The following is a 26,459-nucleotide window of genomic DNA, read 5'->3' as shown; positions in this document are numbered from 1 at the left end:
ACCACCGACGAGGAAGTGGCCGCGTTCGTCGAGGGACCATCCCCGCGGGTGCGGGGAGCAGAGATAGCCGGCGTCGTACTCGGGGCGCGAGTGGGGACCATCCCCGCGGGTGCGGGGAGCAGAGGGACCCGACCAGGGTGACGGCGGCTGCCGCGGGACCATCCCCGCGGGTGCGGGGAGCAGTCCGGGGCGAGTTGGACCACATGATCGTGGCCGGGACCATCCCCGCGGGTGCGGGGAGCAGTGGTGAGTAAATCGGCTACGCTGCGCGTGCGCGGGACCATCCCCGCGGGTGCGGGGAGCAGCCGATCAACCGTTGTTGCTCGGCGCGCTCGTGGGGACCATCCCCGCGGGTGCGGGGAGCAGCGGCGCCGCCGGTGGCCGCGCCACCGGCCGCCGGGACCATCCCCGCGGGTGCGGGGAGCAGACTGTGCGACCTGCGGGTTTACGGCGCAGGGGCCGCGGTTTGCATGAGTTTCACCGAGTCCGGCAGAAGGTGCAGACCGTTCCCCCGAGTGCCTGTTGTGGCAGCCTGGCCAAAGATCCAATCCTAGGCCCATTCCGACGCCGGTGTCCCCTGCTCGGTCTAAACCGGCAGTAGGCACTGCCACGTTTCTCGTATTGGTTTCATGGCTCACTTACGTCCTGTATGCATCTGGCATGACAGGTGAGGGGGGCGTCCCTGCTGGGCTTCATGCCCGGTTGGGCAGGCCGGCGCTGAGCGTATGGGCCAAGCACGAGCGTGATTCCGACCGGTGGCTGCCGTTGTGGCGGCACATGGAGGACAGTGCCGCCGTGGCCGGGCGGTTGTGGGACGAGTGGCTGCCGCTGTCCGTGCGGAAGTTGATCGCCGAGGCGCTGCCTGATGGGGAGGCGGATGCCCGTCAGCTGGTGGTGTGGCTGGCCGGTGTGCACGACATCGGGAAGGCAACGCCTGCGTTCGCCTGTCAGGTTGAGCAGCTGGCGCAGGTCATGCGTGGTCATGGGCTGGAGATGCGCTCGCGACAGGCGATGGGCGCGGACCGGCGGCTCGCGCCGCATGGGCTGGCCGGACAGATGCTGCTGGGGGAGTGGCTGGAGGAGCGGCACGGCTGGACGGTCAAGCAGACTGGGCAGTTCACGGTGGCGGTGGGTGGGCATCACGGGGTGCCGCCGGAACACGGGCAGATCCAGGCGATTGACCGTCATCCCGATCTACTGCGCACACATGGCACGAGCCGGACGCTGTGGAAGCGGGTGCAGGAGGAATTGCTCGACGCCTGCGCGGACGAGTTCGGCGTACGGGAGCGCCTGGCGGCCTGGCGGACGGTGAAGCTGCCGCAGCCGGTGCAGGTGCTGCTTTCTGCGCTGGTCATCGTCTCCGACTGGATCGCCAGCAATCCCGACCTCTTTCCCTACTTCCCTGAGGATGTGCCCCGCGCGGATTCAGAGCGCATCGCGGCCGCCTGGCGCGGACTGGACCTGCCCGGCCCCTGGCGTGCCCAGAAACCGGTGGGGGATGTGCAGGCGCTGTTCGCGTCCCGGTTCGACCTTCCGCCGGGAGCGAAGGTTCGACCGGTGCAGGAGGCGGCTGTCGAACTGGCGCGGGAGATGGACGAGCCGGGGCTGATGGTGATCGAAGCGCCGATGGGGGAGGGGAAGACGGAGGCCGCGCTCGCCGCTGTCGAGGTCCTCGCCGCGCGGTCCGGGGCGGGCGGGGTCTTCTTCGCGTTGCCGACGATGGCCACCGGCAACGCGATGTTCCCTCGCCTGTTGGACTGGCTCGACCGTCTGCCTGCCCCGCAGGGGACTCGCTACTCGGTACTGCTGGCCCATTCCAAGGCTGCTCTCAATGAGGACTTCGTCGATCTCATGGGCCGGAGCCGGCGGGTTGCTGCGGTCGATGTGGACGGAGCCGCGGAGCGTGAGTGGCGGCCGTCGAGCCGCAGCCGTTCGGCTGCGGCTGGACTCGTCGCTCACGCATGGCTTCGAGGGCGTAAGAAGGCCATGCTGTCGTCGTTCGTCACGGGCACGGTCGATCAGCTGCTGTTCGCCGGGCTCAAGAGCCGGCACCTGGCGATGCGTCACCTTGCGATCGCCGGGAAGGTCGTCGTCATCGACGAAGCGCACGCCTACGACGCATACATGAGCGTCTATCTCGACCGCGTGCTGTCGTGGCTGGGTGCCTACCGGGTGCCGGTGGTGGTGCTGTCCGCGACGCTGCCGGCCGGCCGGCGAAGGGAACTGGCCGAGGCGTACGCGGGAAAGGCCACCGGTGAGGCCGCGGCTGCGTTGGAGGCTGTCGCCCGGGCCGACGACTATCCGCTATTGACGGCGGTCACGCCCGGTGGCGCGCCAGTCATGCGGCGTCCTGCGGCCTCGGCTCGCCGCACGGACGTCGAACTGAAGCGACTCGACGACGACGTGGACACCCTCGCCGACCGACTGGAGAAGGAACTCGCCGCAGGCGGCTGTGTCCTGGTCGTACGCAACACCGTGCGCCGCGTCCTTGAAACAGCGGCCACACTGCGGGAGAGGTTCGGGGAAGCGAATGTCACCGTCGCTCACTCGTGTTTCATCGACATCGACCGGGCCGCCAAGGACGCCGACCTCCTCAAACGCTTCGGGCCACCGGGCAAGGCCGACCGTCCGCAGACGGCGCACATCGTCGTCGCCAGCCAGGTCGCCGAGCAGTCCCTGGACGTCGATTTCGACCTGCTGGTCACCGACCTCGCCCCGGTCGACCTCCTGTTGCAGCGCATCGGACGTCTGCACCGGCACCTGCGCGGCGGTGAGGAACAGAGCGACCGGCCCGAGCGTCTGCGCCAGGCACGGTGCCTGGTCACTGGCGTCGACTGGAGCGCCCCCGTGCCCGCGCCGGTACGCGGCTCGCTCGCCGTGTACGGGGCCCATGCGCTGCTGCGCTCCGCTGCCGCCCTGCTGCCGCACCTGGACGGCGGCCCGGAGCGTCCGGTGCGGCTGCCGACGGACATCAGCCCCCTGGTGCAGCGCGCCTACGCCGACGCACTCGATGGCCCGGCCGACTGGGCGCAGGAGCTCCAAGCTGCCCGCGCGTGGCACGAGGAACATCGCGCGGAGCAGGCCGAGCGGGCCTCGACGTTCCGACTGGATGCTGCCGCCCGGCCCGGCCGGCCGCTGTTCGGCTGGGTCGCAGCAGGTGTCGGGGACGCGGACGACACCCGCCAGGGCCGGGCCCAGGTTCGGGACAGCCGCGAGAGCCTGGAGGTCGTGGTCGTGCAGCGGCGCGCCGACGGCACACTGGCCACGGTGCCGTGGCTGGAGCCGGACGGCCGGGGCCGCCCCCGCGCCGGGTTGGCACTGCCCACGGACCAGGTACCGACCGCATTCGCGGCCCGCACCGCGGCAAGCTGCGGACTGCGGCTGCCCATCCAGTTCAGCTACGCCGACGTCATGGACCAGGCGATCGACGAGCTCGAGGAGCTGTATGTGCCTGCCTGGCAGAGCAAGGACAGCCCCTGGCTCGCCGGCCAGCTGATCCTCGCGCTCGACGAGGATTGTCAGACCCACCTGGCAGGCTTCTGCCTCCGCTACAGCCCAAGCGACGGCCTCAAGGTGACCCGCGATGAATGGCAGGAGGACAGCACGGCCCGCTAGCGGATGAGTAAGAAGAAATCCCCGCAGGAGGCGGGGAGCAGCGAAGCCACAAGCCTGGTTACGCCCCTCAGTCTGGGGCCATCCCCGTCTTGACAGGGAGCAATGACCGCATGCTACTCGAGGGACTCTTCCGCGCACGCGGTCTTATCTTCCGTGCCGGGTGCGGCGCGAGGCGGAGAGACGCCTTGTCGGCCTCTTTCCGCCCACCGGATCAAGGGTCGGCCCGTTACAGCACATACCGCACCTGCCAGGGCTGTGGCGACGCCCCACCTGGCGGCTTCATCCGCTGGGCTTGCCAGCGGAAGCCGGCGACCCAGCAAGAGAGCTAACCAAAAGGTGATCACAACAGCTCCTGTCACCAGTATCCACCGAATCCACGCGCTCAACTCGCAACTCCCCTTAGTCTGTTGTGGTAACGGCACGCACTCTAGAGGGTTGGTGGCCTCATGTCGCACGTCTTACTGGAACCTGGTCCATCGCCCCAGGTCCTGGGCACGTTCCGCAACGGTGCACCCGGCGTTGCCACGGTTGCTGGTTCATTGGAAGGACCGTCTGCAAGGGGCAGGCCGAGGGCTGATGGTCTGGGTGCCGTGGGCCCGTCCGTCCGGCGTGGATTGTCAGACCCACCTGGCAGGCTTCTGCCTCCGTTACAGTCCCAGCGACGGTCTTGAGGTGACCCGTGCCTGAAGATGACCACAGCGACAGCGACGGCGTGCTGTCGTTCGACCTCACCGCCCGGCCATGGATTCCGGTTCTGAGGCAGGACGGCAGCCAGGACGAGTTGTCGTTGCGTGAAGTGTTCGAGCAGGCACGCGATCTGCGGCGCATCGTCGGTGACCTGCCCACTCAGGAGTTCGCTCTGATGCGTGTGCTGCTGGCGGTCGCGCACGACGCGCTCGACGGACCGCAAGACATCGATACTTGGGCGGAGTTGTGGGCGGACGAGTACTGCTTTACGCCGGTCGGGGCGTACCTGGACGCGCACCGGGGACGGTTCGACTTGCTCGACGCGCAGGTGCCGTTCTTCCAGACCGCGGGTCTGCGAACCGGGCAGGACGAGGTGTTCACCCTGAACCGGATCGTGGCCGACGTCCCCAACGGCGAGCCGTTTTTCACTGCCCGGATGCCCACCGTTGAGCGGGTCAGCTTCGCCGAGGCGGCCCGCTGGGTCGTGCACGCGCACGCCTACGACACGTCCGGCATCAAGACCGGCGTGGAGGGCGACACGCGAGCCAAGAAGGGCAAGGTCTACCCCCTGGGAGTCGGCTGGGCCGGGAACCTCGGCGGCGTCTTCGTCGAAGGTGGCACCCTGCGCGAGACGCTGCTGCTTAACCTGGTCGCTGCCGACACTCCCAATCTGCAGATCGATGACTCGGACGCGCCGGCGTGGCGCAGGCCGCCGTGCGGTCCGGGCGGTACGGAGCGCGCCCCGGTGGGGGCGCGCGATCTGTACACGTGGCAGACGCGGCGCCTGCGTCTGCACTTCGATGAGAGGGGTGTGCACGGCGTCGTTCTCGGCTACGGGGACCCGCTGGCCGCCCGGGACCGGCAGCACCGGGAGCCGATGACCGCCTGGCGGCGCAGCAGGCCCCAGGAGAAGAAGCTGAAGAAGATTCCGGTCTATCTGCCGCGCGAGCATGCGCCGGAGCGTGCCGCATGGCGCGGGATCGGCGCCCTGCTCATCAACGAGGCCGCCACGGTGCAAGGGGCTGAGCCTGCCGACTACCTGCGGCCGGGCATCCTGGAGTGGGTGGCCCGCCTGGTGACCGAGGGGGAATTGGAGCACGGCTTCTTGGTGCGGGCCCGGATCATCGGCGCCAGTTATGGCACGCAGCAGTCGGTGATCGACGAGGTCGTCGACGACCACGTGGCCATGGCCGTGGTCCTGCTGCACCACCAGGACCGGCGTTACGCCGAGCAGGCCGTCGCCGCTGTCGCTGACGCGGACCTTGCGGTCAACGCGCTCGGTGATCTCGCCACCAACCTCGCCCGCGCGGCCGGCACGGAGAGCGATGGGCCACGCTCCAGCGCCCGTGATGTGGCCTACGGCCTCCTGGAGGCCCCGTACCGCACCTGGCTGGCCCGCCTCGCCGACACTGACGACCCCTACGCGCAGCGCACCGCCTGGCAGCAGCAGGTGCACGAAATCGTCGTCGGGCTCGGTGACCGGTTGATGGCCGCGGCCGGGGACGCGGCCTGGCAGGGCCGGACCGTCCAGCTCAAGCACGGCACCGAGTGGCTGAACTCAGCCCTCGCCGGCAAGTGGTTCCACGCCGCTCTGCGCTCGGGGCTTGGCCGCCCCGACTCCTTCGACCTGCCGCCGGACGCGGACGCATCCCCGGCGCCCGAGATCACCGTGAGGGCACCCGCATGACCACCGCCACTGCACCTGTCACTCCCCGCGTCCGGGTCACCCGGCTCGCCGCCGCCCACATCGCCGCCCTTCAACGGGGCTACCTTGATGATCAGTCTCATGCCGTCGCGGCCCTCGCCCGGCTCCGGCGCGGCGCAGGCCGGCCTGCCGGGCAGCTGCCGGACCTGTGGGCCCTGATCGACACCGGCCCCCTGCACGAAACCCCCGACGGCGCTCGGACCCTGAGCGAAAGCGAACTGGTGCGGGCCGAGGACGCCCTCCACGTCGCCCTCACGCTGTACGCGCTGCACCAGCAGTCCCGCCGTACCGGCATGTACCAGGCCGACCGGCCGGACCGCCGCCGGGGCCTGGGAGCCGCGGTGCGCCGCATGATGAAGCCCGGCGAGATCGACGAGGCCGTGCACAAGCGCCTCGTCCGCGCTGGCACCGCACCCGACCTCGCGGTCCTCGCTCAGCGGCTGCGAGACATCGTCGTCCTGCTGCGCCGCGAGGACCTCGAACTCGACCACGCGCTGCTGGCCGGCCAGCTCTACACCTGGCAGCGGCCGGGCGGCGCGGACGTCGTCCGCAGGGAGTGGGGCCGTTCCTTCCACGCCTGGCACGACAAGCCCAGCACCAACGATCCGGCCCCCGCCGGCACGCCCGGCGACTCCAACACCACCAGCACCACGGACCCTGACAAGGACGCCTCGTGAACCGCATCTTCCTCGACGTGCACGCCCTGCAGACCGTTCCGCCCAGCAACCTCAACCGCGACGACACCGGGGCCCCCAAGAGCGCCGTCTACGGGGGAGTGCCGCGCGCCCGCGTCTCCAGCCAGGCCTGGAAGCGGGCCACCCGCACCTACTTCAAGAACCAGCAGCTGCTGGATCCGAGTGAGCTCGGCGTGCGGACCAAGAAGATCGTGGAGGCGGTTGCAGCCCGGATCACCGCCCTCGATTCCACCCTCACTGGTGAGAACACGCTGCGGATCGCGGACGAGATCGTCAAGGCCGCCGGACTGAAGACCGAGGTTCCCAAGCGCAAGGCCAATGCTGGCAAGGACGGCGAGCCCGAACCGGCACCCCAGTCCAAGTACCTGGTATTCCTCAGCACCCGCCAGCTCGACGGCTTGGCCCGCCTCGCCGTCGAGGGCGCCGCCGACATCACTGCCTTCCTGAAGGACAAGGACAACAAGGGCCGGGCGAAGCAGATCGCGGACACCCTCCACTCCGTCGACATCGCCCTGTTCGGCCGCATGGTGGCCGACGACGCCGACATCAACGTCGACGCCGCCGTTCAGGTCGCTCACGCCATCAGCGTCCACCGCGTGGACAACGAGTCCGACTACTACACCGCCGTCGACGACGAGAACACCGATGCAGAGACCGGCGCCGGCATGATCGGCACCGTCGACTTCAACTCCGCCACCCTCTACCGCTACGCCGCCCTCGGCGTCCACCAGCTCGCCGCCAACCTCGGGCAGGGCCTGCGCGAGGAGGAGCCGCGCACCGATCCGGTCCGCCGGGCCGTGGAGGCCTTCGTCCACGGCTTCATCGCCTCCCTGCCCACCGGCAAGATCAACACCTTCGGGCACCACACCTTGCCCGACGCCGTGATCGTCAAGCTGCGCACCACCCGGCCCGTCAGCTTCGTCGCCGCCTTCGAGGATCCGGTACGTGGCGAAAACGGCGGCTATGTCCGGGAGGCCTCCGAGCGCCTGGCCGAGTACATCCCCGACATCGAGCGTGCCTACGGCGACGAAGACACTTTCACCTGGGTGTTGCGCGTCGGCCCCAACACCCTCAAGCTCGCCGGGATCGGCACTGAGGCGGACAACCTCGGCGAACTCGTCGCCGCCGTCGGCCAGGCCGTCTCCGAGCGCCTGGAGAAGCCCGCATGAGCGTGCTGACCCTGCGGCTCGCCGGCCCCCTGCAGTCCTGGGGGGCCTCGTCCCGCTTCGCCCGCCGCACCACCGAGTCCGCCCCCACCAAAAGCGGCGTCATCGGCATGCTCGCCGCCGCAGCCGGCATCGAACGCGGCGACGACCACCGACTCACACCGCTGGCAGCCCTGAGGTTCGGCGTCCGCATCGACCAGCCCGGCACCCGCCTGCGGGACTTCCACACGGCCCACCACGGCGTCACCGGCAAAGCCATGCCGCTGTCGGAACGCTTCTACCTCGCCGACGCCGTGTTCGTCGCCGCCCTCGAAGGCGATCATCGGCTGCTCGCCCAGCTGCACGCAGCGCTGCGCACCCCGGTGTACGCGGCCTTCCTCGGCCGCCGCTCCTGCCCGCCCTCCCTGCCCATCGAGCTCGGCCTGTACGACCGCGGCAGTCTCAAGGACGCACTGCAGGAAGAGCCGTGGCAGGCATCGCTGTGGTACCGCAAACAACACCGCAGTCAGGGCGAGGTCGAACTGACCGTGCTGCGCGAAGCGGACGACCACGAACAGCACACCGCGGACACCCTGCGCGATCAGCCGCTCAGCTTCGCCGCCGAGCACCGGCGCCACGCCATGCGCGCCCAGGTCAGCGACAGCGTGCGCATCCCCAACCCGTCCGCCCGGCAACTGCCCCGGCACGACCCGTTCGACGCCCTGGACGAAGAGAGCGCCTGATGTTCCTCACCCGCTTCCGCGTGAACACCGCGCGGCCCGGTGCCCGCCGCCTGCTGTCCTCACCGCAGGCCATGCACGCAGCCGTCATGTCGTCCTTTCCGACGCTGCTGCCCACCGCCACGCCCCCGGCAGACGGTCCGCGTGTGCTGTGGCGGCTGGACCACACCACGCGCGCCGAGGTCATGCTCTACATTGTCAGTCCCGACCGGCCCGACCTCACGCACCTCGTCGAACAAGCCGGCTGGCCCGCCGCAGCCGCCGCCAACCCGGCCGAGCCGGGGTGGCAGAGCCGCCCCTACGGTCCATTCCTCGACCGGCTCAGCACCGGCGACCGATGGGCGTTTCGCCTCACCGCCAACCCCATCCATCACATCCGCCGCAAGGACGACGAACCAACCAAGCGCACCGCTCATCTCACTCCGGTGCACCAGATGGGCTGGCTCCTGAAGCGCCAGGAAACCTGCGGGTTCCGCGTACTGGAAAAAGCAGACGACGAGCGATTGCTTCCCGGCGGCACCACGCACACCAAGCAACCCCACCACGGCGACCGGTACGAACTCACCGTCCGCGACAAGCGCTCCGTGGCCTTCAACAAGTCCCGCAGCACCAACACCCTGGTCGCCCGCCGCACACCGCCGGTCAGCCTGGTCACCGTCACCTTCGACGGTCGCCTGGAGATCACCGACCCGCAACTGCTACGCCGCGCCCTCACCCAAGGGATCGGCAAGGCCAAGGCATACGGCTGTGGTCTGCTCACCCTGGCACCGCTCGGCACGGCAGGGTGAGACGGTGACCGCAGTCTCTCAGCGCGTCGCGCTCACCCCGCGCCAACTCACCCGCACCAGCGAACGGCTGTCCTTCGTCTACCTCGAGCGCTGCACCGTGCACCGGGACGCCAACGCGATCACCGCGGAGGACGCCGACGGCACCACCCACATCCCCTCGGCGACCATCGGCACCCTCCTCCTCGGACCCGGCACCCGCATCACCCACCAGGCGATGAGCGTCCTCGGCGAAACCGGCGCCACGGTCTGCTGGGTGGGCGAGCAGGGCGTGCGCTACTACGCCGGCGGTCGCGCCCTGACCCGCTCCTCCGCCCTCGCCGAAGCACAAGCCGTGCAGTGGGCCAATACCCGCAGCCGGCTCGCGGTCGCCCGCGCGATGTACCGCCTGCGCTTTCCCGACGAAGACCCCGCCGGCCTCACCCGCCAGGAACTCCTCGGCCGTGAAGGACGCCGCGTCAAGGACTGCTATCGCGCCCAGTCCGCCCGCACCGGCGTCCCCTGGCGCGGCCGCCGCTACACCCCCGGAGACTTCACCAGCGGCGATCCGGTCAACCAGGCCATCACCGCCGCCGCTCAGTGCATGTACGGCATCGCCCATGCCGTTGTCGCCTCCCTCGGCTGCAGCCCGGCCCTCGGCTTCGTCCACTCGGGGCATGAACTGTCCTTCGTCCTCGACATCGCCGACCTGTACAAAACCGAGATCGGCATCCCCATCGCCTTCGACGTCGCCGCACAGGACGAAGAAGACACCGGCCCGCGTACCCGCCGGGCGCTACGCGACCGCATCAACGAAACCTCGCTGCTTGACCGTTGCGTGCGCGACATCAAACGTCTTCTGCTGCCCGAGGCATCCGCAGCCACTACCGCGGACGAGGACCACGACATCGTCACGCTGCAAAGCGACCGCGGTCACCAGGTCGCCGCTGGCCGCAACTACGGAGATACCGAAGACGAGTACGACGTGGAGACAACCTGGTGACCGTCATCGTTCTCACCAACTGCCCAGCCGGCCTGCGCGGATTTCTCACCCGCTGGCTGCTCGAAATCTCCGCTGGCGTCTTCATCGGCAACCCGTCCGCACGCATCCGCGACCTGCTGTGGGACGAGGTGCGTCAGTACGCCAATCAGGGCCGCGCTCTCCTCGCCCACAGCACGAACAACGAGCAGGGCTTCACCTTCCGCACCCACGACCATGCCTGGCACCCGGTCGACCACGAAGGTCTGACCTTGATCCGCCGCCCGAGCACCGAGAGCGCGTCCCCCGCGCTGAAAAAGGGCTGGAGCAACACGTCCAAGCGACGCAGGTATGGAAGCCGCTGAAGTGGCGCGTATACGCCTTACGCGTGGATTGCCGGAATCCGAGAAACTAAGTCGGAACAGCCTGCTGCCGTGACAAAGCCGCAGGTAGCGAAGAGTGCTCCCCGCACCCGCGGGGATGGTCCCTCGACCGTCGCATGGTCGTCAAGCGACTCCGAGTGCTCCCCGCACCCGCGGGGATGGTCCCGTGTTCATCGCCTGCGCGGCGATGACGGCGCTGTGCTCCCCGCACCCGCGGGGATGGTCCCTCGGCGCGTCAAATCGGCCCGGTATGGTGCTTGTGCTCCCCGCACCCGCGGGGATGGTCCCTATCAGACCGGAATTAAGGGCCGACAACGCACGTGCTCCCCGCACCCGCGGGGATGGTCCCACCTGCGGCCACGACTAGGGTGCGAGCGTCCGGTGCTCCCCGCACCCGCGGGGATGGTCCCACCGAAGGCTTCGGCACCTGGCTCCAGCGACGGTGCTCCCCGCACCCGCGGGGATGGTCCCTCCACGTCGTACAGGGCGGTCGAGGACGGGTCGTGCTCCCCGCACCCGCGGGGATGGTCCCGGGGCCAAGGGCAGAACGTGGCGCGACGTGCTGTGCTCCCCGCACCCGCGGGGATGGTCCCCCGAGGCCGTCGCATCGCGCGCAGGACGGCGAGTGCTCCCCGCACCCGCGGGGATGGTCCCGCGTCACGCTCCTGCTCGAAGTCCCCCAGCTCGTGCTCCCCGCACCCGCGGGGATGGTCCCGCCCCCGGCATCCCCCCGCCGGGGGCGTTCGTGTGCTCCCCGCACCCGCGGGGATGGTCCCCAGACCGACGCGGCGCCCTCCGGGCCGTACTTGTGCTCCCCGCACCCGCGGGGATGGTCCCGGCGAGACCCGCAGTCGGCGGACGGCCCGCCAGTGCTCCCCGCACCCGCGGGGATGGTCCCACCTGGGCGCCGATCGCCGGGTACTCACTGAAGTGCTCCCCGCACCCGCGGGGATGGTCCCGGCGTTTACGTGGAGGACTACTGCCACGATTTGTGCTCCCCGCACCCGCGGGGATGGTCCCCCCGCACGTACGCCGACACGCTCGAAGCGCTGGTGCTCCCCGCACCCGCGGGGATGGTCCCGAGACGTGCTCGCCCTGCTCCCACCGGAACCGGTGCTCCCCGCACCCGCGGGGATGGTCCCGTCGCGTCGACGTCGCTCAGCTTGATCGGATTGTGCTCCCCGCACCCGCGGGGATGGTCCCGTCGCGTCGACGTCGCTCAGCTTGATCGGATTGTGCTCCCCGCACCCGCGGGGATGGTCCCGATGTGCGTCTGCCGTCGGTGTGGGAGGCGGCGTGCTCCCCGCACCCGCGGGGATGGTCCCCAGAACCGGCGGCTTCGGCTCGGCGGGTTGCGGTGCTCCCCGCACCCGCGGGGATGGTCCCCGCGACATGCCCGTGCGGAAGATCCGCAAGCAGTGCTCCCCGCACCCGCGGGGATGGTCCCTTGTCATCCGCCACGACCGCGGACAAGTCCTTGTGCTCCCCGCACCCGCGGGGATGGTCCCGGGGTCATAAGGGCCCGGGGCACGCTGATGGAGTGCTCCCCGCACCCGCGGGGATGGTCCCGCGGGCCGCGTGTCCATGTGGGTTGCCGACGAGTGCTCCCCGCACCCGCGGGGATGGTCCCTCCCCCGCGTCGACCCATCGCAGGATCGTCCGGTGCTCCCCGCACCCGCGGGGATGGTCCCCCGTCGCGGATGTCAGGTGCTATACCCGACCGGTGCTCCCCGCACCCGCGGGGATGGTCCTCCACCCCGCCGGGGCCTGCCGCCGGTGACCGTGCGCTCCCCGCACCCGCGGGGATGGTCCCGACGTCGCGTCCGGTGGTGGCGGGCAGGTCGGGCGCTCCCCGCACCCGCGGGGATGGTCCCCCGAAGATCACGGCCGCCATCAAGAAGGGCGGGCGCTCCCCGCACCCGCGGGGATGGTCCCGCCGTGCTGCGGTTCTGCCTGAAGGTCATGAAGCGCTCCCCGCACCCGCGGGGATGGTCCCGGCACGGGGGGGGGGGAGGTGCCGTTCCAGATGTGAGCGCTCCCCGCACCCGCGGGGATGGTCCCGAAACGTGCTCGCCCTGCTCCCACCGGAAGCGGCGCTCCCCGCACCCGCGGGGATGGTCCCTCGGGCCGCGGCGCCGGGACGGCCGGCGCCTGGCGCTCCCCGCACCCGCGGGGATGGTCCCGGTGAGCCAGTCGGCGAGCGGGTTGTCAGGGCGCGCTCCCCGCACCCGCGGGGATGGTCCCCCCCGCAACTGGCTGCGGGTGGTGGAAGTGCTGCGCTCCCCGCACCCGCGGGGATGGTCCCACGCTGTCCGCGGTCCTCGGCCTCATCGTCAGGTGCTCCCCGCACCCGCGGGGATGGTCCCCAGAACGCGCTCCGGTCCGGCGCCGGGCTCGCGTGCTCCCCGCACCCGCGGGGATGGTCCCGCCCCGGGCACTTGATCACGAGAGAGCTGGAGGTGCTCCCCGCACCCGCGGGGATGGTCCCGGACTTCGAGCGGGAGTCGGCCGGGTAGAACTGTGCTCCCCGCACCCGCGGGGATGGTCCCTCCTGCGTGGTCGGTTCGGTCGGCATCGGTCCGTGCTCCCCGCACCCGCGGGGATGGTCCCCACGTCGGCATCGTCACCGAGATCCCGTCCACGTGCTCCCCGCACCCGCGGGGATGGTCCCATCTGGGACACTGCGATGCCGCTCCTGGTGGAGTGCTCCCTGCACCCGCGGGGATGGTCCCGCCACCCCGAGTGGGCGCGGCTGTTCGAAACCGTGCTCCCCGCACCCGCGGGGATGGTCCCGCGATGATCACCGACCTGCGGAAGGTCGCCAAGTGCTCCCCGCACCCGCGGGGATGGTCCCGCAACCAAGGACGACATCCGGGCCCGCATGGAGTGCTCCCCGCGCCCGCAGGGATGGTCCCGCGTTCCTTGATCGCGTCCTGGCGACGTGCTCCCCGTGCCCCGTCACAGTGCTGAGCCCCCGGCGGGTTTCCCGACGGAGCGGGAGAGCCCGCCAGGGGCTCCCCGGCGATTCAGTGAGGTTCCGTCAGACCCCCGGCGGCACCCGGGAAGGCCGGCCCGCGCCGCGGGTCAGGGCGTAGCCGCCGACGCCCGCGAGTGCGGCGAGCACTCCGCCGAGCGCGGTCCACACCCACCGGTCGGACCACCAGCCGGAGGACCAGCCGTCGTCGGGTTCCACGGCCGACAGCACGGCCGACTTCGCCGAGCCGTCCGATGCCGCCGAGCCGTCCCCGTCCCGGGACGTCATCGCGACGCCCGGCACCAGCGGCTCGGCCAGGGAGCCGTCCACCGCGGCCGCGCCGCCGACGTCCACGGAGTCGGCCCGGACCTCGGCCCTGACCGGCAGGCCCAGGTCGGACGACGCCAGGCCGACCACTGTCAGGCGTATGTAGTACGTGCCCGGCAGTGGGTCGTTGGCCCACGGCTCCGACCAGGCGCGGACCGTGCGCAGGACGCAGGCCAGCTCCACCGACGCGGTGCCGCGGGCGGCGGTGCGCGTCTGGGCGCCGTACTGGCAGGCCTGCCGGCGCCGCAGCCCGTCGTACACGTCGATCTGCCAGGTCTGGCCGGCGTGGGACTCCGGCAGCTTGACCGTCGCCCGCACGGTGGGGCGCTGCCCCGCGTCCGCCGGGAAGGACCAGTACAGGTAGTCACCGGTCGAGCCGTCCGCGGTGGCCGTCTGGCCCTGATCCAGCTCGGTCGCCGTGCGGAAGGACGTGCCCGCCTGCGTGGGCGCACCGCCGTCCCCCGACGGACTCGCGGACGGGGAGGAGTCGGCCGTCGCGGGCCCCGCGGCCAGCCCGAGCGTCAGCAGCGCGACGCTCAACGCACGTGTGATACGCATCAGTTCGTCCTCCAGACCGCGACCCGCCAGCGTGACAGCCAGCCCCACAGCAGACCCGCGACGAAGCCGGCCAGCACCAGCACGCCGAGCAGCCACCAGCCGCGCCCGAGTCCAAAAGCGGCGACGTCGTCCGCCTGGTCGGGCCCGTCGACCACGTCGACGGTGAGCTCCAGCGGCAGACCCGGCGCGGCCTTCACCCCGGCGGCCGCCGAGAAGGAGTGGGTGACCTGCAGGCAGACGGCCTCGGCCGCGGGCTTGTCGGTGTCCGCGTCCTCCTGCTCGGGCTTGGGGTAGCGCAGGCCCGTGGAGACGGCGTCCGTGCGGCCGTTGCCCGCGGCCTCACCGCGCACGATCTCCCGGCCGTGCACCGTGACGGCGCGCAGCAGCACGCCGTGGCCCGGGTTGACGGCCCGGTCCGCGGCGACGCTCACCGACGCGCGCAGTTCCTGGCCGGGCAGCACCTCCACCCGGTACCAGCGCTGCTGCCCGAACTCCTCACGGTCGGTGTACAGGCCTGACTCCAGCCGCGGTGCCTTCGCGCACTCGGACGCGCCGTTCGTGGCCACCGGTGTCACCACCGGGTCGGCGGCCCGGTCGACCAACTGGCCGACGCGGTCGGTCAGTTCCTCCTTGTGGCGCACGGAGGTGTAGGTGCCTCCGGTGGCGTCCGCGATGCAGCTGAGCTGGTCGCGGGTCTTGGCGTCCGGTACCAGGCCGAGGGTGTCGATGGTCAGGCCGATGCCCTTGGCCGCGATCTCCCGGGCCACCTCGCACGGGTCCAGCGGCTGGCAGGTGTCCTCGCCGTCGCTGATCAGGACGATGCGGCGGGTGCCGTCGCCGCCGTCGAGGTCCCCGGCCGCCTTCAGCAGCGTGGGCCCGATCGGCGTCCAGCCCGTCGGTGCCAGCGTCGCGACCGCCGTCTTCGCCTCGGTCCGGTTCAGCGGACCGACGGGGTAGAGCTGCTCGGTGTCCTTGCAGCCCGTCTGACGGTCGTTGCCGCGGTAGTTGGCGCCGAGGGTGCGGATGCCGAGCTGGACCTCCTCGGGCGTCGCGTCGAGTACCTCGTTGAACGCCTGCTTCGCCGCCGCCATCCGCGTGCCGCCGTCGATGTCCCGCGTGCGCATGGAGCCGCTGACGTCGAGGACGAGCTCGACCTTGGGGGCGGCGCGGCCGTCCGGCTCGTCGGCGGCCGCCGTCGCGGGGAAGGCCGTCCCGGCCGTCAGGGCGGCGAGCAGAGCACAGACCCCTGCCGCCAGCCGTTGTCTTGTGATCATCGGCGGATCTTATTGATCGGGAGGGCCGGTCTCCAAAACGAGCGGGTTCGGCAGTACGGCCCACAGGTCACCGGGAGTTGCGGGCGACAGCCTCATCAGTGTCAGCGCCTTCGCGGGCAGCGGCTCCTCGCACAGCGCCACCAGGTCGGCGGTGCGCGGCAGCGCCCGTACGGCCGTCTCCAGGGCCGCCCGCAGCGCCGTGCCGGAGCCCGCCGCGCCCGCCAGCGCGCCCGCCACCAGCGACCCGAACAGCTTGCGCCGCAGGGCCACCGGATCGTCTGTGAGGATCCGGTCCGGCAGCCCGGGGGCGTGGACGCCGTGCCGGGCGAGGCGGGCGGGGCTGACCCGGACGTCCGCCAGGTCGCGGTAGACCAGGCGCAGGGGGGCGCCCGAGGCGGACAGCACCACCAGCAGGTTCTGTCCGTGCGCCTCCAGGGCCACCCCCAGCTCCAGCAGCCGCAGCCCGGCCGTGAGTGCCAGACGGGCGAAGTCGCCCAGCCACCCGGGTCGTTCGGGCAGGCCCGTGGCGGGCAGGGCGGCCACCGGCAGCACGTGCTCCCCGGGGCCCGCGTACCGTCCCGGCGGCTCCCGCCACAGCGCCGCCAGGTCGGGGGAGTGGGCGGTGGCCGCACCGAGGGTGCGGGTGAAGTGCAGCAGGCCGTCCGTGCGGGCGCCCAGCGCCTCCGTGAACGCCGAGAGGTCCGCCGATGCGGCGACCGACGACACGGAGATGTCCCGCACGGACGATGTCAGCCGGGCGGTGAGCGCGGTCTTGACGTGCGGCCCGCCGGGCACGGCCAGGGTGCGCAGCGACATCAGCGGATGCGCCGTGATCGTGCCGCCGTCGCACCGCCGCTTCAGCACGTGCTCGGCCTGCCAGGGGTGCACCGGCAGCAACAGGTCTCGCCCGTCGCGCAGTTCGTCCGGCCACGCACCGACGACCAGGCACTCCTCGACGGGCACCGGCAGCAGGCCCAGCCGCACCAGCGGCCGGTGCTCGGGCGCGTAGGCGAGCTGCTCGGCCACCGAGAAACCCGGCCGGGAGCGGCAGTTGGGGTGGAAGGGGTGGCCGTCGACCACCCGCTGCTCCCACTGCCAGTCCTCCTCCGGCCACTTCCGCGGGTGCTCCCGCTGGGCCGCGCGCGACAGCGCCATCGAGGCCGTGCTGTGCCCGAGTTCGGCGGCGAAGGACGCCCGGTGCGGCGCCGGCAGCGCGTCCATCAGGTGCGCCGGGTCGTCGTACGGCACGCCGTCGAGGTCCACGGCGGTCACCTGGGCGCCGGTGGCATAGGGGTCCGCCGCCGGACCGTGCAGCCGGCGGCCGTCGGCCAGCCGCAGCACCAGCCCGTCCCGCGTGCGCTCGCGGCCGGCGACCCACGGCAGCGGCTCGTGCGCCAGGGCCCGCCACAGCCGGGACAGCACGGCGGCCCGGGCACCGGGCAGCGCCGCCGCGTACCGTGGCACGAGGCCGGCGCGCTCGGCGGCCAGTTCTGCGGCGACCTCGGCCTCGGCGGTGGGGGTTCGGTACACGGTCGGGCTCCTCGGGTCCGGGTCGGGCGCCACGGTAACGGGCACGGACCGACATACTGATCACTTTCGCACCGTGCGGACGTAGGGATCGAATGGAACGCGTGCAGCTCACCGCCCCCGGCGACGACGTCGGACAGCGCGCCGACGCCTACGCGGCGGCTCCCCTGCTGAACTGCCTGATCCGGGAGGTGGCGCGGCCGCACGCCGCCCCGGGCACGCGCCGCGTCTACCGGCTGCCGGGCAGCGGCCGGCTGCTGCGCGTGCGCGACGGGCGGCGGCCCGCCGAGCCCGAGGCGTACACGCCGGGCGGCTGGCGCCGCGTCGGCCACGCGGAACTGGTGAAGCTGGTGGCCGAGGAGCTGCGCCGGCACACGGGCCTGTCCAACTACGAACTGCCCGCGGAGATGACCGACAGCCGGGACGCCGTGGCCGCCCTGCTCACCGCGCGCGCCCGGGCCGTCCCGCCCGACGACCCGTACCTGCGTTCGGAGCAGTCCCTCGTCACCGGCCATCCCCACCACCCGGCGCCCAAGGCCCGCGGGGGCGGCCCCGTCGCCGCCTGGCTGCCGTACGCGCCCGAGGCGCACGCCCGTTTCCCGCTGGTGCTGCTCGGGGTGCGCGAGGACGCGGTCGTCGAGGAGGGCGACACCTCCGCGCTCGACGCCCTCGGCCAGGCACCGCCCGGCTACCGGCTGCTGCCCGCCCACCCCTGGCAGCTCGACCTCGCCGCACCGGAGCTGGCCGCCGCCTTCGCCGACCGCCGGCTGCTGCGGCTGGGCACGACCGCCTGCGACGTCTGGCCGACGGCGGCGGTCCGTACCGTCCACGCCCCCGAGCGTGACCTGTTCCTGAAGTTCAGCCTCGACGTGCGGATCACCAACGACGTCCGGCGGCTGTGGCGCCGCGACCTGGTGCGGCTGCGCCGCACCGACACCGCGGTCACGCGGGCCTTCGCGGCGGCGGGCGGCCCGGCCGCCTGGTTGAGCGACCGCGGTCACCGCACCGCCGCGTTCGCCTTCGAGGCGCTCGCCGTCGTCGTCCGCGACGGGCTGCGCGGCCACGTCCTGCCCGGCGCGACCCCGCTGCTCGCCGCGGCCCTCGTCGAGGGCTTCGACGGCAACCCGCTCGACGGCCCGGCGGATCCGGCGGTGTGGTGGGAGGCGTACCTGCGCCAGGTGGTGCCCCCGGTGCTCGGGGTGTTCGCCCGGCACGGTGTCGTCGTGGAGGCCCACCTGCAGAACTCTCTGGTCGCCGTGGACGGCGCCGGCGTGCCCGTGCAGGCGCTGTTCCGCGACGCGGAGGGGGTGAAACTGGTGCCGGAGGTGTCCCGCGCCGTCGGCTGGGAACGGCTGGTGTACTGCCTCGTCGTCAACCACCTCGCCGAGGTCGCCGGGGCCCTCGCCGAGCGGCACCCGGGCCTCGACCCCTGGTCGGCGGCCCGCCGCGAACTCGTCCGGCACGACCTGCCCGAGATCGCCGCCCTGCTCGCCTCGCCCACCCTGCCCGGCAAGACCAACCTCCTGCTGCGGTGGACCGGTGCCGACGGCGCCGACGCCCGCTACCTGCCCCTGCCCAATCCCCTGGCCGGTGCTCGGTGGCCGGCGCCGTGAATCCTTCCGCGGACGGGCACGGTGGGCGGCCGGTGCGGGAGGCCATCTGGAGAGGGAAAACGCAACATCGACGTCGCCCGCGCAGGCGGCTACCTTCACCTGGTCCTCGGCGATCGCCCACGGTCGCACAGGAGTTCCTTCGGGCTGAGCGATCCGCGACGGGATGAGTCGGTCACGTCGCACGCGTCCTCGCCCCCGGGCGTGAGCCACCGAACCGGGTCCACGCCAGGCACCCCCGACCAGGGAGAGACGCATGCCCCGTCTTGCGCTGTACACGTTCGGCGTCCTGACGTCACCCCTCGCCGATCCCGCACCTCTGACGCGTGAGTTCTACGACATGGGCGAGGCCGTCTACCGGAAGATCAGCCGGCACCCCGGGTACCTCGCGCGTGCCGAAGCGGCGGACGGTGACCGGGGCGTGCTCTTCGGGGCGGACTGGGGTGCGTGGGGAGAGTTCGCCGTACCGGCCTGGTACGGCAAGGGCCGTACGGCGGAAACCACCGCCCTGGCCGCGACCCTCTCACTCTGGACCGACCTGCGCCCCGCCGTCGACGCCGTCTACACCGGTGTGCACCGTGCGGCGCTGAACAGGCGTCACGACTGGTTCGAGAGGGCGGAGCACCCGAACCACGTGATCTGGTGGGTCTCCGACGGCGTGACACCCACCTGGCAGGACGGGGTCTCCAGGCTGGAACACCTCCACGACCACGGCTCCGCGCCGCACGCCTTCACCTTCCACCACGCCTTCACCTTCCACCACTCCTTCGCCCCGGATGGAACTCCGGCCAGGGCCAAGGACTCCGGGCGGAAGAGCGACCGGGTCCGATGACGCGGTGGGCGGATCAGGCCGGGCCCGCGGGGTCCGGCACGGCACGGGGCCCCGTGCGCGGGGGGCCGCCCACCACCGCCTTGCAGGCCAGTCCGCGTGTGTCCGGCGCGGGCCCGGTCCGCCGTGGCGTGCCGGGCCCCGCGTCCCCGGCATGATCCGCCGGACGGGCCTCAGGTGGGCGGGAGCCCGGAGTCCAGGCCGTGGACGGTGGTCAGGTCGGCCAGTCCGGAGATCGTGAGGACCGGGGCCAGCAGCGGGGTGGCGATCAGCTGGAGGCGGTCGGCGTGGGCGAACAGCACACTCAGGCCTGCGCTGTCGAGGTACTCGACGGCGGTCAGGTCCAGGACGAGGGGACCCGCGGTGGTGTCGAGGGCGTCGGCAAGGGATCTGATGTTGCTCATGTCGATCTCACCGGTGACGGCGAGGTGATGGGTGCCGTCCGGGTACCTGCCGGGGGTGAGGGTGAGCGGAGTGGTCATCAGGCGATCCTCGTGTGCATGTCGACGGTGGTACCGGTGCTGCCAGGCGTGATGGTGACGTGCTGCATCAGAGAGCGCATCAGGGTGACGCCGCGGCCGCGGTGGGCGTTGAGCTCGGGCTGCGGGGTCTTCCAGCGGCCGGTGTCGCTGACGGTGAGACGCAGGTTGTGGACGAAGGCCTCGGCACGCAGGCGGACGGTGTCGCCGGGAGCGTCACGGTGGCCGTGCTCGATGGCGTTGGCACACGCCTCCCCGGCGGCGACCAGGACGTTCTGCACGGTGTGCGGGGGCAGTTCGCACTGGTCGAGCCAGCTGCGCAGGGCCTTGCGGACCGGGGCGAGCTGGGAGGTCTCGGCGGGGAAGGTCACCTCCAGGGGCGCCGGGTGGCGGTACAGCAGAAGGGCGACGTCGTCGTCGTAGCCGTCGGCGGGCGCGAGCCGGGTCATGACCTCGCTGGCCAGGACGTCGACGGCGGTGTCGCGGCCGTCCTGCACGGCCTCGCTGGCCTGGTCGATGCCCGCAGTCAGCGGGCGGCGCCGGCGTTCCACGAGGCCGTCGGTGTACAGCAGGAGGGTGGCGCGCGCCGGCATCACGCACTCGGCCTCGGGCCGCCTCCTGCCCGGACGGACCGCGAGGGGGATGGAACGCGCGTCCTCCAGCAGACGGGTGGCGCCGTCGGGCTGGGTGAGGATGCCCGGCGGGTGCCCGGCGCTGGAGTACGTCAGCCGGCCCGTCGCCGGGTCCAGGACGCCGCAGAAGACGGTGGTGCACATCGCGCCGGGGATCGTGGCGGCGAAGTGGTCCAGCGCCATCAGCGTCTGCGCGGGGCTCGCGTCCTGCAGCAGCAGGGCGCGACAGGCACTGCGCAGCTGCCCCATGACCGAGGCCGCTTCCAGGCCGCGGCCGACGCAGTCGCCGACGACGATGCCGATCCGGCCGTCGGGCAGGCTCACGGTGTCGTACCAGTCACCGCCGACCTCCAGCGGCTGGGTGGCGGGCTCGTAGCGGACGGCGAACCCGTCGGGCAGGTTGGACGGCCCGAGGATGGCGCGCTGCAGTGCGATGGCGGTCTCGCGCTGCTGGTCGATCTGGTGGGCGCGGGTCAGGCCCTGCGCGAGGTGGCCGGCCAGCAGCGACAGCAGCAGCTGGTCCTCCTCGGTGAACGGCCGGTGCTCACCCAGGTCGATCCACACCACCATCGGCCCGTCGGGATGCTCGATGGCGATCCCGGCCCCCGTGTGGCCGGGCACCGCCGTCAGCGGCGGCCGCCGGCGCACCTCGCCGATCGCGTCGCGCTGCTCGCCGGGCAGGTCCTGCCAGAGCGAGCCGTCGGTGGCCGTCACGGACGGCTCCTGACCGCCCTGGTGGACGGCGGCGAGCACGCACCGGGCGCGCCACAGGTTCCTCAGCTCGTCGAGGGCGCCGGAGAGGGCGTCGGGCAGGCTTGCGGCCTGAGACAGCCGGGTGCTGAGCGCGGCCAGGGCGGTCTCGCGCTGGATGGCGTAGTGCTCGGCGGTGACGTCGCGGAAGGTGCCGACGGTGACGCGGCGCCCGGTGTCGGGGTCCTGGGCGTGGGCGAAGGTGGCGGTCACCCACCGGCGGCGCCCGCTGCGGTGGGTGATGGGGATGGTGCAGGAGCCCCGGCGGTCGCCCAGGAGCCGGTCGAAGGCCTCGGCGACCTGCCGGTGCGCCTCGGGGTCCGTCTCGGCGTCCGGCCACCAGGGCTGGACGGGAGCGTAGGGCAGGCCCTCGGGACCGTAGCCGAGGATCTCGGTGAACGCGTTGTTGATCTCGACGACGGCGCCGTCCTCGTCGCAGACGAAGAAGGCCTCCTGCATCGACTCCACCAGCGCGCTGCGCCAGCGGGCGTGGTGGGCGCGCAGCCGGGCCAGCTTGATGTTGGCCTCCACCCGGGCGAGGAGTTCGGCGGCGGCGAACGGCTTGACCAGGTAGTCGTCGGCGCCGGCCTGCAGGCCCTCGATGGAGGCCTCCTGCCCGGCCCGGGCGGACAGCAGCAGCACGGGCAGTGCGGCGGTGCGGGCGTCGCCGCGCAGGGCGGTCACCAGGTGCAGGCCGTCCATGCGGGGCATCATGACGTCGCTGACGAGCAGCTCGGGGGGATTGCGGCGGACGGCCTCCAGCGCCTCCTGCCCGTCGGTGACCGCCTCGACCTGGTAGCCGGCACCCCCCAGCAGGCGGGTGAGGTACTCGCGCATGTCCGTGTTGTCGTCGGCGACCAGCAGCCGCGCCGCGGAGACGGGCTTGGACGTCCCCGCGGGCACGGCGTCGTCGGCGAGGACCTGCGCCGGTTCCTGCGCCGAGGCGTCGGCGGAGCTGTCGGCGGGCAGCCAGCGCATGGCCTCCTGCAGATACGGATCGGCGGCGGCGAAGGCGGCACGGGAGTCGGACGCGGGCGCGAGGGCCTCGGTGGGCAGGTGGCCGGTGCCGAAGGGCAGGCGGATGGTGAAACAGGTGCCCTCGCCCTCGGTGCTGGCGGCGGTGATGGTGCCGCCGTGCAGGCCCACCAGCTCGTGGACGAGTGCGAGGCCGATGCCGCTGCCCTCGTTGGAACGGGAGCGGGCGTTGTCGATGCGGTGGAACCGTTCGAACAGCCTCGGCACCTCCGCCGCCGGGACGCCGATGCCGGTGTCCGCGACGGTGACGACCGCCCCGTCCTCCTCCTCGCGCACGCGCACGCTGATGGAGCCGTCGAAGGTGAACTTCAGGGCGTTGCTGAGGAGGTTGAGGATCACCTTCTCCCACATGTCCCGGTCGATGTGGACCGGCTGTCCGAGCGGCGGGCAGTCGACGTCGAAGCTGAGGCCGGCCTTGTCGATGGCCGAGCGGAAGACACTGGCCAGCTCGCCGGTGACCGCGGCCAGGTCGACCGGCTCGTAGCTGGCCTGCATACGGCCGGCCTCGATGCGGGAGAAGTCCAGCAGGGTGTTGACGAGCTTGCTCAGCCGCAGACCGTTGCGGTGGATGACGTCCAGTTCCTGCCGGCCCTGCTCGTCGTCCGCCAGCCGGGACCGCAGTTCGTGCACCGGCCCCGTGATCAGCGTCAGGGGGGTGCGGAACTCGTGGCTGATGTTGGAGAAGAAGGCGGTCTTGGCCCGGTCGAGCTTGGCCAGTTCCTCCGCCCGCTGCTGCTGGCCCTCGTAGCTGCGGGCGCTGCCGATGCCGGAGGCGAGGTGCCCGGCGGTCAGCTCCACGAACCCGCGGTAGCCGTCGTCCAGGGCCCGGTAGCGGTTCAGGGCGGCCACCAGGAACCCGTAGGGCGCGTTGCCCTGCTGCAGCAGCGGCACGGCCAGGGCCTGGGTGGGCGGCTGCCCCCAGTCACCGGCCGGCAGGTCGGCGAACGCCGCGCCGTCCAGGGTGACCAGCGCCGGCTCGCCGCGGACGAGTTCCGCCGCCGGCCACACGGCGTCCGGGTCGTCGACGTTCACGGTGGCCACGGCGGCGGGGTGGCCCTCGGGGAGCCCCGTCATGGCCGCGAGCTCGGCCGAACCGTCGTTCTGGAAGAGGTAGGTCAGGGTGAACGGCAGGTCGCGCCGGTTGCGGCCCAGCTGCCGGCCGGCGAAGTCCAGCACCTCCTGCTCGGTGCGGATCACGCTGGGGTCGGAACCCAGATCACGCAGGGTCGCCATCCGGCGCTCGCCGATGACGCGCTCGGTGTCCTCGCTGACCACGCACAGCATGCCGACCACGGCGTCGTCGTCGTTGCGTAGCGGGCTGTAGGAGAAGGTGTGGTAGCTCTCCTCCGGGTAGCCGGAGCGCTCCAGGAACAGCAGCAGCGCCTCGTCCCAGGTCGCTTCGCCCGTGGCCAGCACCCGGTCGATGCGGGGGCCGATGTCGTTCCAGATCTCCGACCAGACCACGCTCGCCGGCCGGCCAAGCGCCCAGGGGTACTTCTGACCCAGGGTGTCGCGCCGGTACGCGGCGTTGCAGAAGAAGGTCAGCTCGGGTCCCCAGGCCATCCACATCGGGAACCGGGACGACAGCAGGATGCTCACCGCGGTCCGCAGACTCTGCGGCCAGCTCTGCGGCGCTCCCAGCGGCGTCGCCGACCAGTCCACCGCGGCGAGGTCGCGGCCGACCTCGCCGTCGACGGCGAAGACATCGACTCCGGTCGCCGACAGTTCGTGCTCGGCGTCTTCCGAACGCGCCACGCCACACCCTTTCGTCCACTGCCGTAACTGCCTCACCCTCCGCCCACACCGCCCGGGGCCGCTGTGCGCAGGTGTACATCTCCTCGCCGGCCCGCCACCGCGGTGAGGGAGAGGACTTCCAGGCAGGACGAGGCCTCGCCCGGCCCGTGCGCGTACCGGCGGTCGCAACCGTGTGTGATGTCCTGGCTCCGCTGCCTGAAGCCCGGTGTCGCCGCCTCGCGAGGTTCTGCGACTTCGTAGGATAAGCCAGTGGCCCCGGGTCCTCGGCTGCCCCCGCGTGGTTCGGTTCCTCACCCGCTCGCCGCCACGGCCGGCCGCGAGCGGTGCGACGCCTGGCCCACCTGCGCGTCCACCGCCGGCTGCCACGCTCGGTCACGCCGTACACGCCGGTTCGCGCCCGGAGGCCGGGGGAGCGCACCGCGACCCGAGGCCCCGGACGGCACCCCGTCGACTCCGGTCGCGGCCGTCCGCGCCGGCGGGGTCACCAGCCCGTCGGGAACAGATGGTCGAGGAGCAGGCCGGCGGGGTCACCAGCCCGTCAGCAGCAGATGGTTGAGGAGCAGCGCGAGCACCGCCTGGGCGGTGAGCCAGGCGCGGGGTCGGGCGAGGAAGGCGCAGGAGGGCAGGAGCCACAGCGCGAAGGGGAGCCAGATGCGCTCCGTCTCCGCCTTGCTCATCCCGGAGAGGTCGGCGACGAGCAGCGCGAGCACGGCGGCGGCCACCAGCAGCGCGAGGCGGACGGCGCCGGACGGCGACGATCCCCGCCGCAGCAGGACGGCTCCCGCCCGCCGCAGGCCCGCCGCGGTCGCGAGGCCCGTGATGAGGACCGTGCAGGCCAGGTCGGCCCACACCCAGTAGCCGTACGGGCGGACGCCGCCCACTCCCTGGTAGTAGCGCGTGATCAGCAGGGGGTAGGCCTCCCACCAGTCGAATCCGGCGAGCGTGAACGCCGTCGGCACGACGGCGAGACCGGCGAGCAGCGCCACCGGCAGCAGCGGCCGCTCCCGCAGCCCGCGCCGGCCGAGCAGCAGCACCGCCGCGCCGATCGGCGCGAGGAGCGTGAGGCCGTAGGAGAGGTAGCAGGTCAGGCCGAACAGCAGACCCGACGCGCCGGCCGCGACCGGGGACCCCCTGGTGACGGCCAGCGCGAGCAGGGCCACCGCCCACGCCGCCACCGCCGTGAAGTACCCGTCCGCCGAGGTGCCCGTCCACACCGCCGCCGGAGCCAGGACCAGGAAGGGCGCCGCGCGCCGCGCCAGGTGCTCGCCGGCCAGGGCGCGGAGGGTGACCAGTACCGCCACGCAGGCCGTCGCGCCCACGGTGATGCACCAGATCCCGGCCCAGCCGCCGCCCCGCAGCCCGATCCGGTCGAGCAGGACGAAGGTGAGGGGGGCGGCGGGCGGGTGGCCGGCGACGTGGGCGGGCCAGTTGTCGGGGGACTGGACCAGGATGTGCCGGGTGAAGTCGCGCAGGGCGGCCGGGATGTCGTGGAAGCGGCCGACGACCCGCAGGTATTCGTGGGGCGTGGTGAGCCGGGCGGCGATGCCCCGGTGCCAGCCGTCGATCAGGGCGAGAGAAAGGATCCACGCCAGGGCCGAGCCCCAGGCCGCCGGGAGCAGGGCCCGCCAGGGGAGGCGGGCCGCGAGGGTGGGGCCGTGGGCCGCGGTGGCGGCCGCGACGAGTACGGCCGCCGGAGTGCCGGGGCCCACGTGCGGTCCCCAGGAGGCCAGCAGCGGGGGCCAGTCGACGTGGAGTGTGTGGGCGGTGTGCTGGATGTGGCGGCCGGCCAGCACGGCCGCGGTCACCAGCGCGACGGCGGCGCCGACGGCGTACAGGTCTCGTCGGAGGCCGTGCGCGGGGCCGCCGGAGCGCGGGGCGCGCGGCGCGGTGGACGGGAGGGTGTCGGTCACACCGGCACGCTAGGCCGACCGACGGGTAGCAGGCCGTCGTCCGGGCCGGACGTCAGCGTTTCGTCACAGGTGGCTGGCCCTTTCCG

At 72.4% G+C, this 26,459-nt stretch carries 16 protein-coding genes and 2 CRISPR repeat arrays (1 of these 18 only partly in view); of the genes, 10 read left to right on the top strand and 6 right to left on the bottom strand.

Annotated elements, in window-relative coordinates; all coding sequences use genetic code 11:
• Positions 1–427: a CRISPR direct-repeat array (repeat unit 29 nt; unit sequence GGGACCATCCCCGCGGGTGCGGGGAGCAG) (it extends 518 nt beyond the left edge of the window).
• 233 nt (positions 428–660) lie between these two features.
• From cas3 to cas2e, 8 genes are all read left to right on the top strand, one after another.
• Positions 661–3,615, top strand: coding sequence for a CRISPR-associated helicase Cas3' (gene cas3 / locus ACWDNY_RS08425; RefSeq protein WP_451644949.1), 2,955 nt, complete (start codon positions 661–663; stop codon positions 3,613–3,615).
• Positions 3,616–4,294: 679 nt separating this feature from the next.
• The gene (gene casA / locus ACWDNY_RS08420; protein WP_451644948.1) at positions 4,295–5,989 is read left to right on the top strand and encodes a type I-E CRISPR-associated protein Cse1/CasA; all 1,695 of its coding nucleotides are present in this window, start codon (positions 4,295–4,297) and stop codon (positions 5,987–5,989) included.
• Positions 5,986–6,684: a type I-E CRISPR-associated protein Cse2/CasB gene (casB, locus tag ACWDNY_RS08415; protein WP_451644947.1), complete on the top strand. Its 699-nt coding sequence runs from the start codon at positions 5,986–5,988 to the stop codon at positions 6,682–6,684. Before casA ends, casB begins: the two co-directional genes overlap by 4 nt.
• On the top strand, positions 6,681–7,871 hold the full coding sequence (gene cas7e, locus ACWDNY_RS08410) for a type I-E CRISPR-associated protein Cas7/Cse4/CasC (RefSeq protein ID WP_451644946.1): 1,191 nt from the start codon (positions 6,681–6,683) through the stop codon (positions 7,869–7,871). The genes casB and cas7e overlap by 4 nt, the downstream gene beginning before the upstream one ends.
• A complete protein-coding gene (cas5e, locus tag ACWDNY_RS08405) occupies positions 7,868–8,590 on the top strand; it encodes a type I-E CRISPR-associated protein Cas5/CasD (RefSeq protein ID WP_451644945.1) in 723 nt (240 codons plus the stop codon). The genes cas7e and cas5e overlap by 4 nt, the downstream gene beginning before the upstream one ends.
• Positions 8,590–9,375: a type I-E CRISPR-associated protein Cas6/Cse3/CasE gene (cas6e, locus tag ACWDNY_RS08400; RefSeq protein WP_451644944.1), complete on the top strand. Its 786-nt coding sequence runs from the start codon at positions 8,590–8,592 to the stop codon at positions 9,373–9,375. The genes cas5e and cas6e overlap by 1 nt, the downstream gene beginning before the upstream one ends.
• A gap of 4 nt (positions 9,376–9,379) precedes the next feature.
• Positions 9,380–10,354, top strand: coding sequence for a type I-E CRISPR-associated endonuclease Cas1e (cas1e, locus tag ACWDNY_RS08395; protein ID WP_451644943.1), 975 nt, complete (start codon positions 9,380–9,382; stop codon positions 10,352–10,354).
• Positions 10,351–10,695 (top strand): type I-E CRISPR-associated endoribonuclease Cas2e, encoded by a 345-nt coding sequence (gene cas2e / locus ACWDNY_RS08390; protein WP_451644942.1) that lies wholly within the window; start codon positions 10,351–10,353, stop codon positions 10,693–10,695. The genes cas1e and cas2e overlap by 4 nt, the downstream gene beginning before the upstream one ends.
• A 94-nt stretch (positions 10,696–10,789) precedes the next feature.
• A CRISPR array of direct repeats spans positions 10,790–13,628; the repeat unit is 29 nt; unit sequence GTGCTCCCCGCACCCGCGGGGATGGTCCC.
• Positions 13,629–13,753: 125 nt separating this feature from the next.
• Here cas2e and ACWDNY_RS08385 read toward each other — a convergent pair.
• From ACWDNY_RS08385 to ACWDNY_RS08375, 3 genes are read right to left on the bottom strand one after another with little or no spacing between them, the layout of a single operon-like run.
• Positions 13,754–14,572: a hypothetical protein gene (locus ACWDNY_RS08385; RefSeq protein ID WP_451644941.1), complete on the bottom strand. Its 819-nt coding sequence runs from the start codon at positions 14,570–14,572 to the stop codon at positions 13,754–13,756.
• On the bottom strand, positions 14,572–15,846 hold the full coding sequence (locus ACWDNY_RS08380; RefSeq protein ID WP_451644940.1) for a VWA domain-containing protein: 1,275 nt from the start codon (positions 15,844–15,846) through the stop codon (positions 14,572–14,574). Before ACWDNY_RS08380 ends, ACWDNY_RS08385 begins: the two co-directional genes overlap by 1 nt.
• 9 nt (positions 15,847–15,855) lie before the next feature.
• Positions 15,856–17,376 carry an IucA/IucC family protein gene (locus ACWDNY_RS08375; protein WP_451644939.1) on the bottom strand — a complete coding sequence of 507 codons (1,521 nt, stop codon included), beginning with the start codon at positions 17,374–17,376 and terminating at the stop codon, positions 15,856–15,858.
• A gap of 92 nt (positions 17,377–17,468) precedes the next feature.
• Between ACWDNY_RS08375 and ACWDNY_RS08370 the strand changes: the two genes are divergently transcribed.
• Positions 17,469–18,986 carry an IucA/IucC family protein gene (locus tag ACWDNY_RS08370; RefSeq protein WP_451644938.1) on the top strand — a complete coding sequence of 506 codons (1,518 nt, stop codon included), beginning with the start codon at positions 17,469–17,471 and terminating at the stop codon, positions 18,984–18,986.
• 253 nt (positions 18,987–19,239) lie between these two features.
• Entirely contained in the window at positions 19,240–19,815 is a 576-nt protein-coding gene (locus ACWDNY_RS08365; protein WP_451644937.1) for a DUF3291 domain-containing protein, read from the top strand.
• Positions 19,816–19,985: 170 nt separating this feature from the next.
• On the opposite strand, the gene ACWDNY_RS08360 is transcribed toward ACWDNY_RS08365, so the two are convergent.
• The 3 genes from ACWDNY_RS08360 to ACWDNY_RS08350 form a co-directional block, all read right to left on the bottom strand.
• Complete coding sequence (locus ACWDNY_RS08360) at positions 19,986–20,294, bottom strand: STAS domain-containing protein (protein ID WP_451644936.1); 309 nt, start codon at positions 20,292–20,294, stop codon at positions 19,986–19,988.
• Positions 20,294–24,463, bottom strand: coding sequence for a SpoIIE family protein phosphatase (locus tag ACWDNY_RS08355; protein WP_451644935.1), 4,170 nt, complete (start codon positions 24,461–24,463; stop codon positions 20,294–20,296). The genes ACWDNY_RS08360 and ACWDNY_RS08355 overlap by 1 nt, the downstream gene beginning before the upstream one ends.
• Positions 24,464–24,990: 527 nt before the next feature.
• Positions 24,991–26,373 carry a hypothetical protein gene (locus tag ACWDNY_RS08350; RefSeq protein WP_451644934.1) on the bottom strand — a complete coding sequence of 461 codons (1,383 nt, stop codon included), beginning with the start codon at positions 26,371–26,373 and terminating at the stop codon, positions 24,991–24,993.
• Positions 26,374–26,459: the final 86 nt, after the last annotated feature.

This window comes from Streptomyces sp. NPDC003697, assembly GCF_053587115.1.
Note: the sequence above shows the minus strand (reverse complement) of the source record. Positions and strands in the feature narration are given on the sequence as shown.

What these genes read in the sequence shown, in the direction of transcription:
- cas3 (WP_451644949.1), top strand. Translation starts at nt 661, where the DNA reads ATGACAGGTGAGGGGGGCGTCCCTGCTGGGCTTCATGCCCGGTTGGGC.
- ACWDNY_RS08365 (WP_451644937.1), top strand. Translation starts at nt 19,240, where the DNA reads ATGCCCCGTCTTGCGCTGTACACGTTCGGCGTCCTGACGTCACCCCTC.
- ACWDNY_RS08360 (WP_451644936.1), bottom strand. Translation starts at nt 20,294, where the DNA reads ATGACCACTCCGCTCACCCTCACCCCCGGCAGGTACCCGGACGGCACC.
- cas5e (WP_451644945.1), top strand. Translation starts at nt 7,868, where the DNA reads ATGAGCGTGCTGACCCTGCGGCTCGCCGGCCCCCTGCAGTCCTGGGGG.
- cas6e (WP_451644944.1), top strand. Translation starts at nt 8,590, where the DNA reads ATGTTCCTCACCCGCTTCCGCGTGAACACCGCGCGGCCCGGTGCCCGC.
- ACWDNY_RS08380 (WP_451644940.1), bottom strand. Translation starts at nt 15,846, where the DNA reads ATGATCACAAGACAACGGCTGGCGGCAGGGGTCTGTGCTCTGCTCGCC.
- casB (WP_451644947.1), top strand. Translation starts at nt 5,986, where the DNA reads ATGACCACCGCCACTGCACCTGTCACTCCCCGCGTCCGGGTCACCCGG.
- ACWDNY_RS08385 (WP_451644941.1), bottom strand. Translation starts at nt 14,572, where the DNA reads ATGCGTATCACACGTGCGTTGAGCGTCGCGCTGCTGACGCTCGGGCTG.
- ACWDNY_RS08370 (WP_451644938.1), top strand. Translation starts at nt 17,469, where the DNA reads ATGGAACGCGTGCAGCTCACCGCCCCCGGCGACGACGTCGGACAGCGC.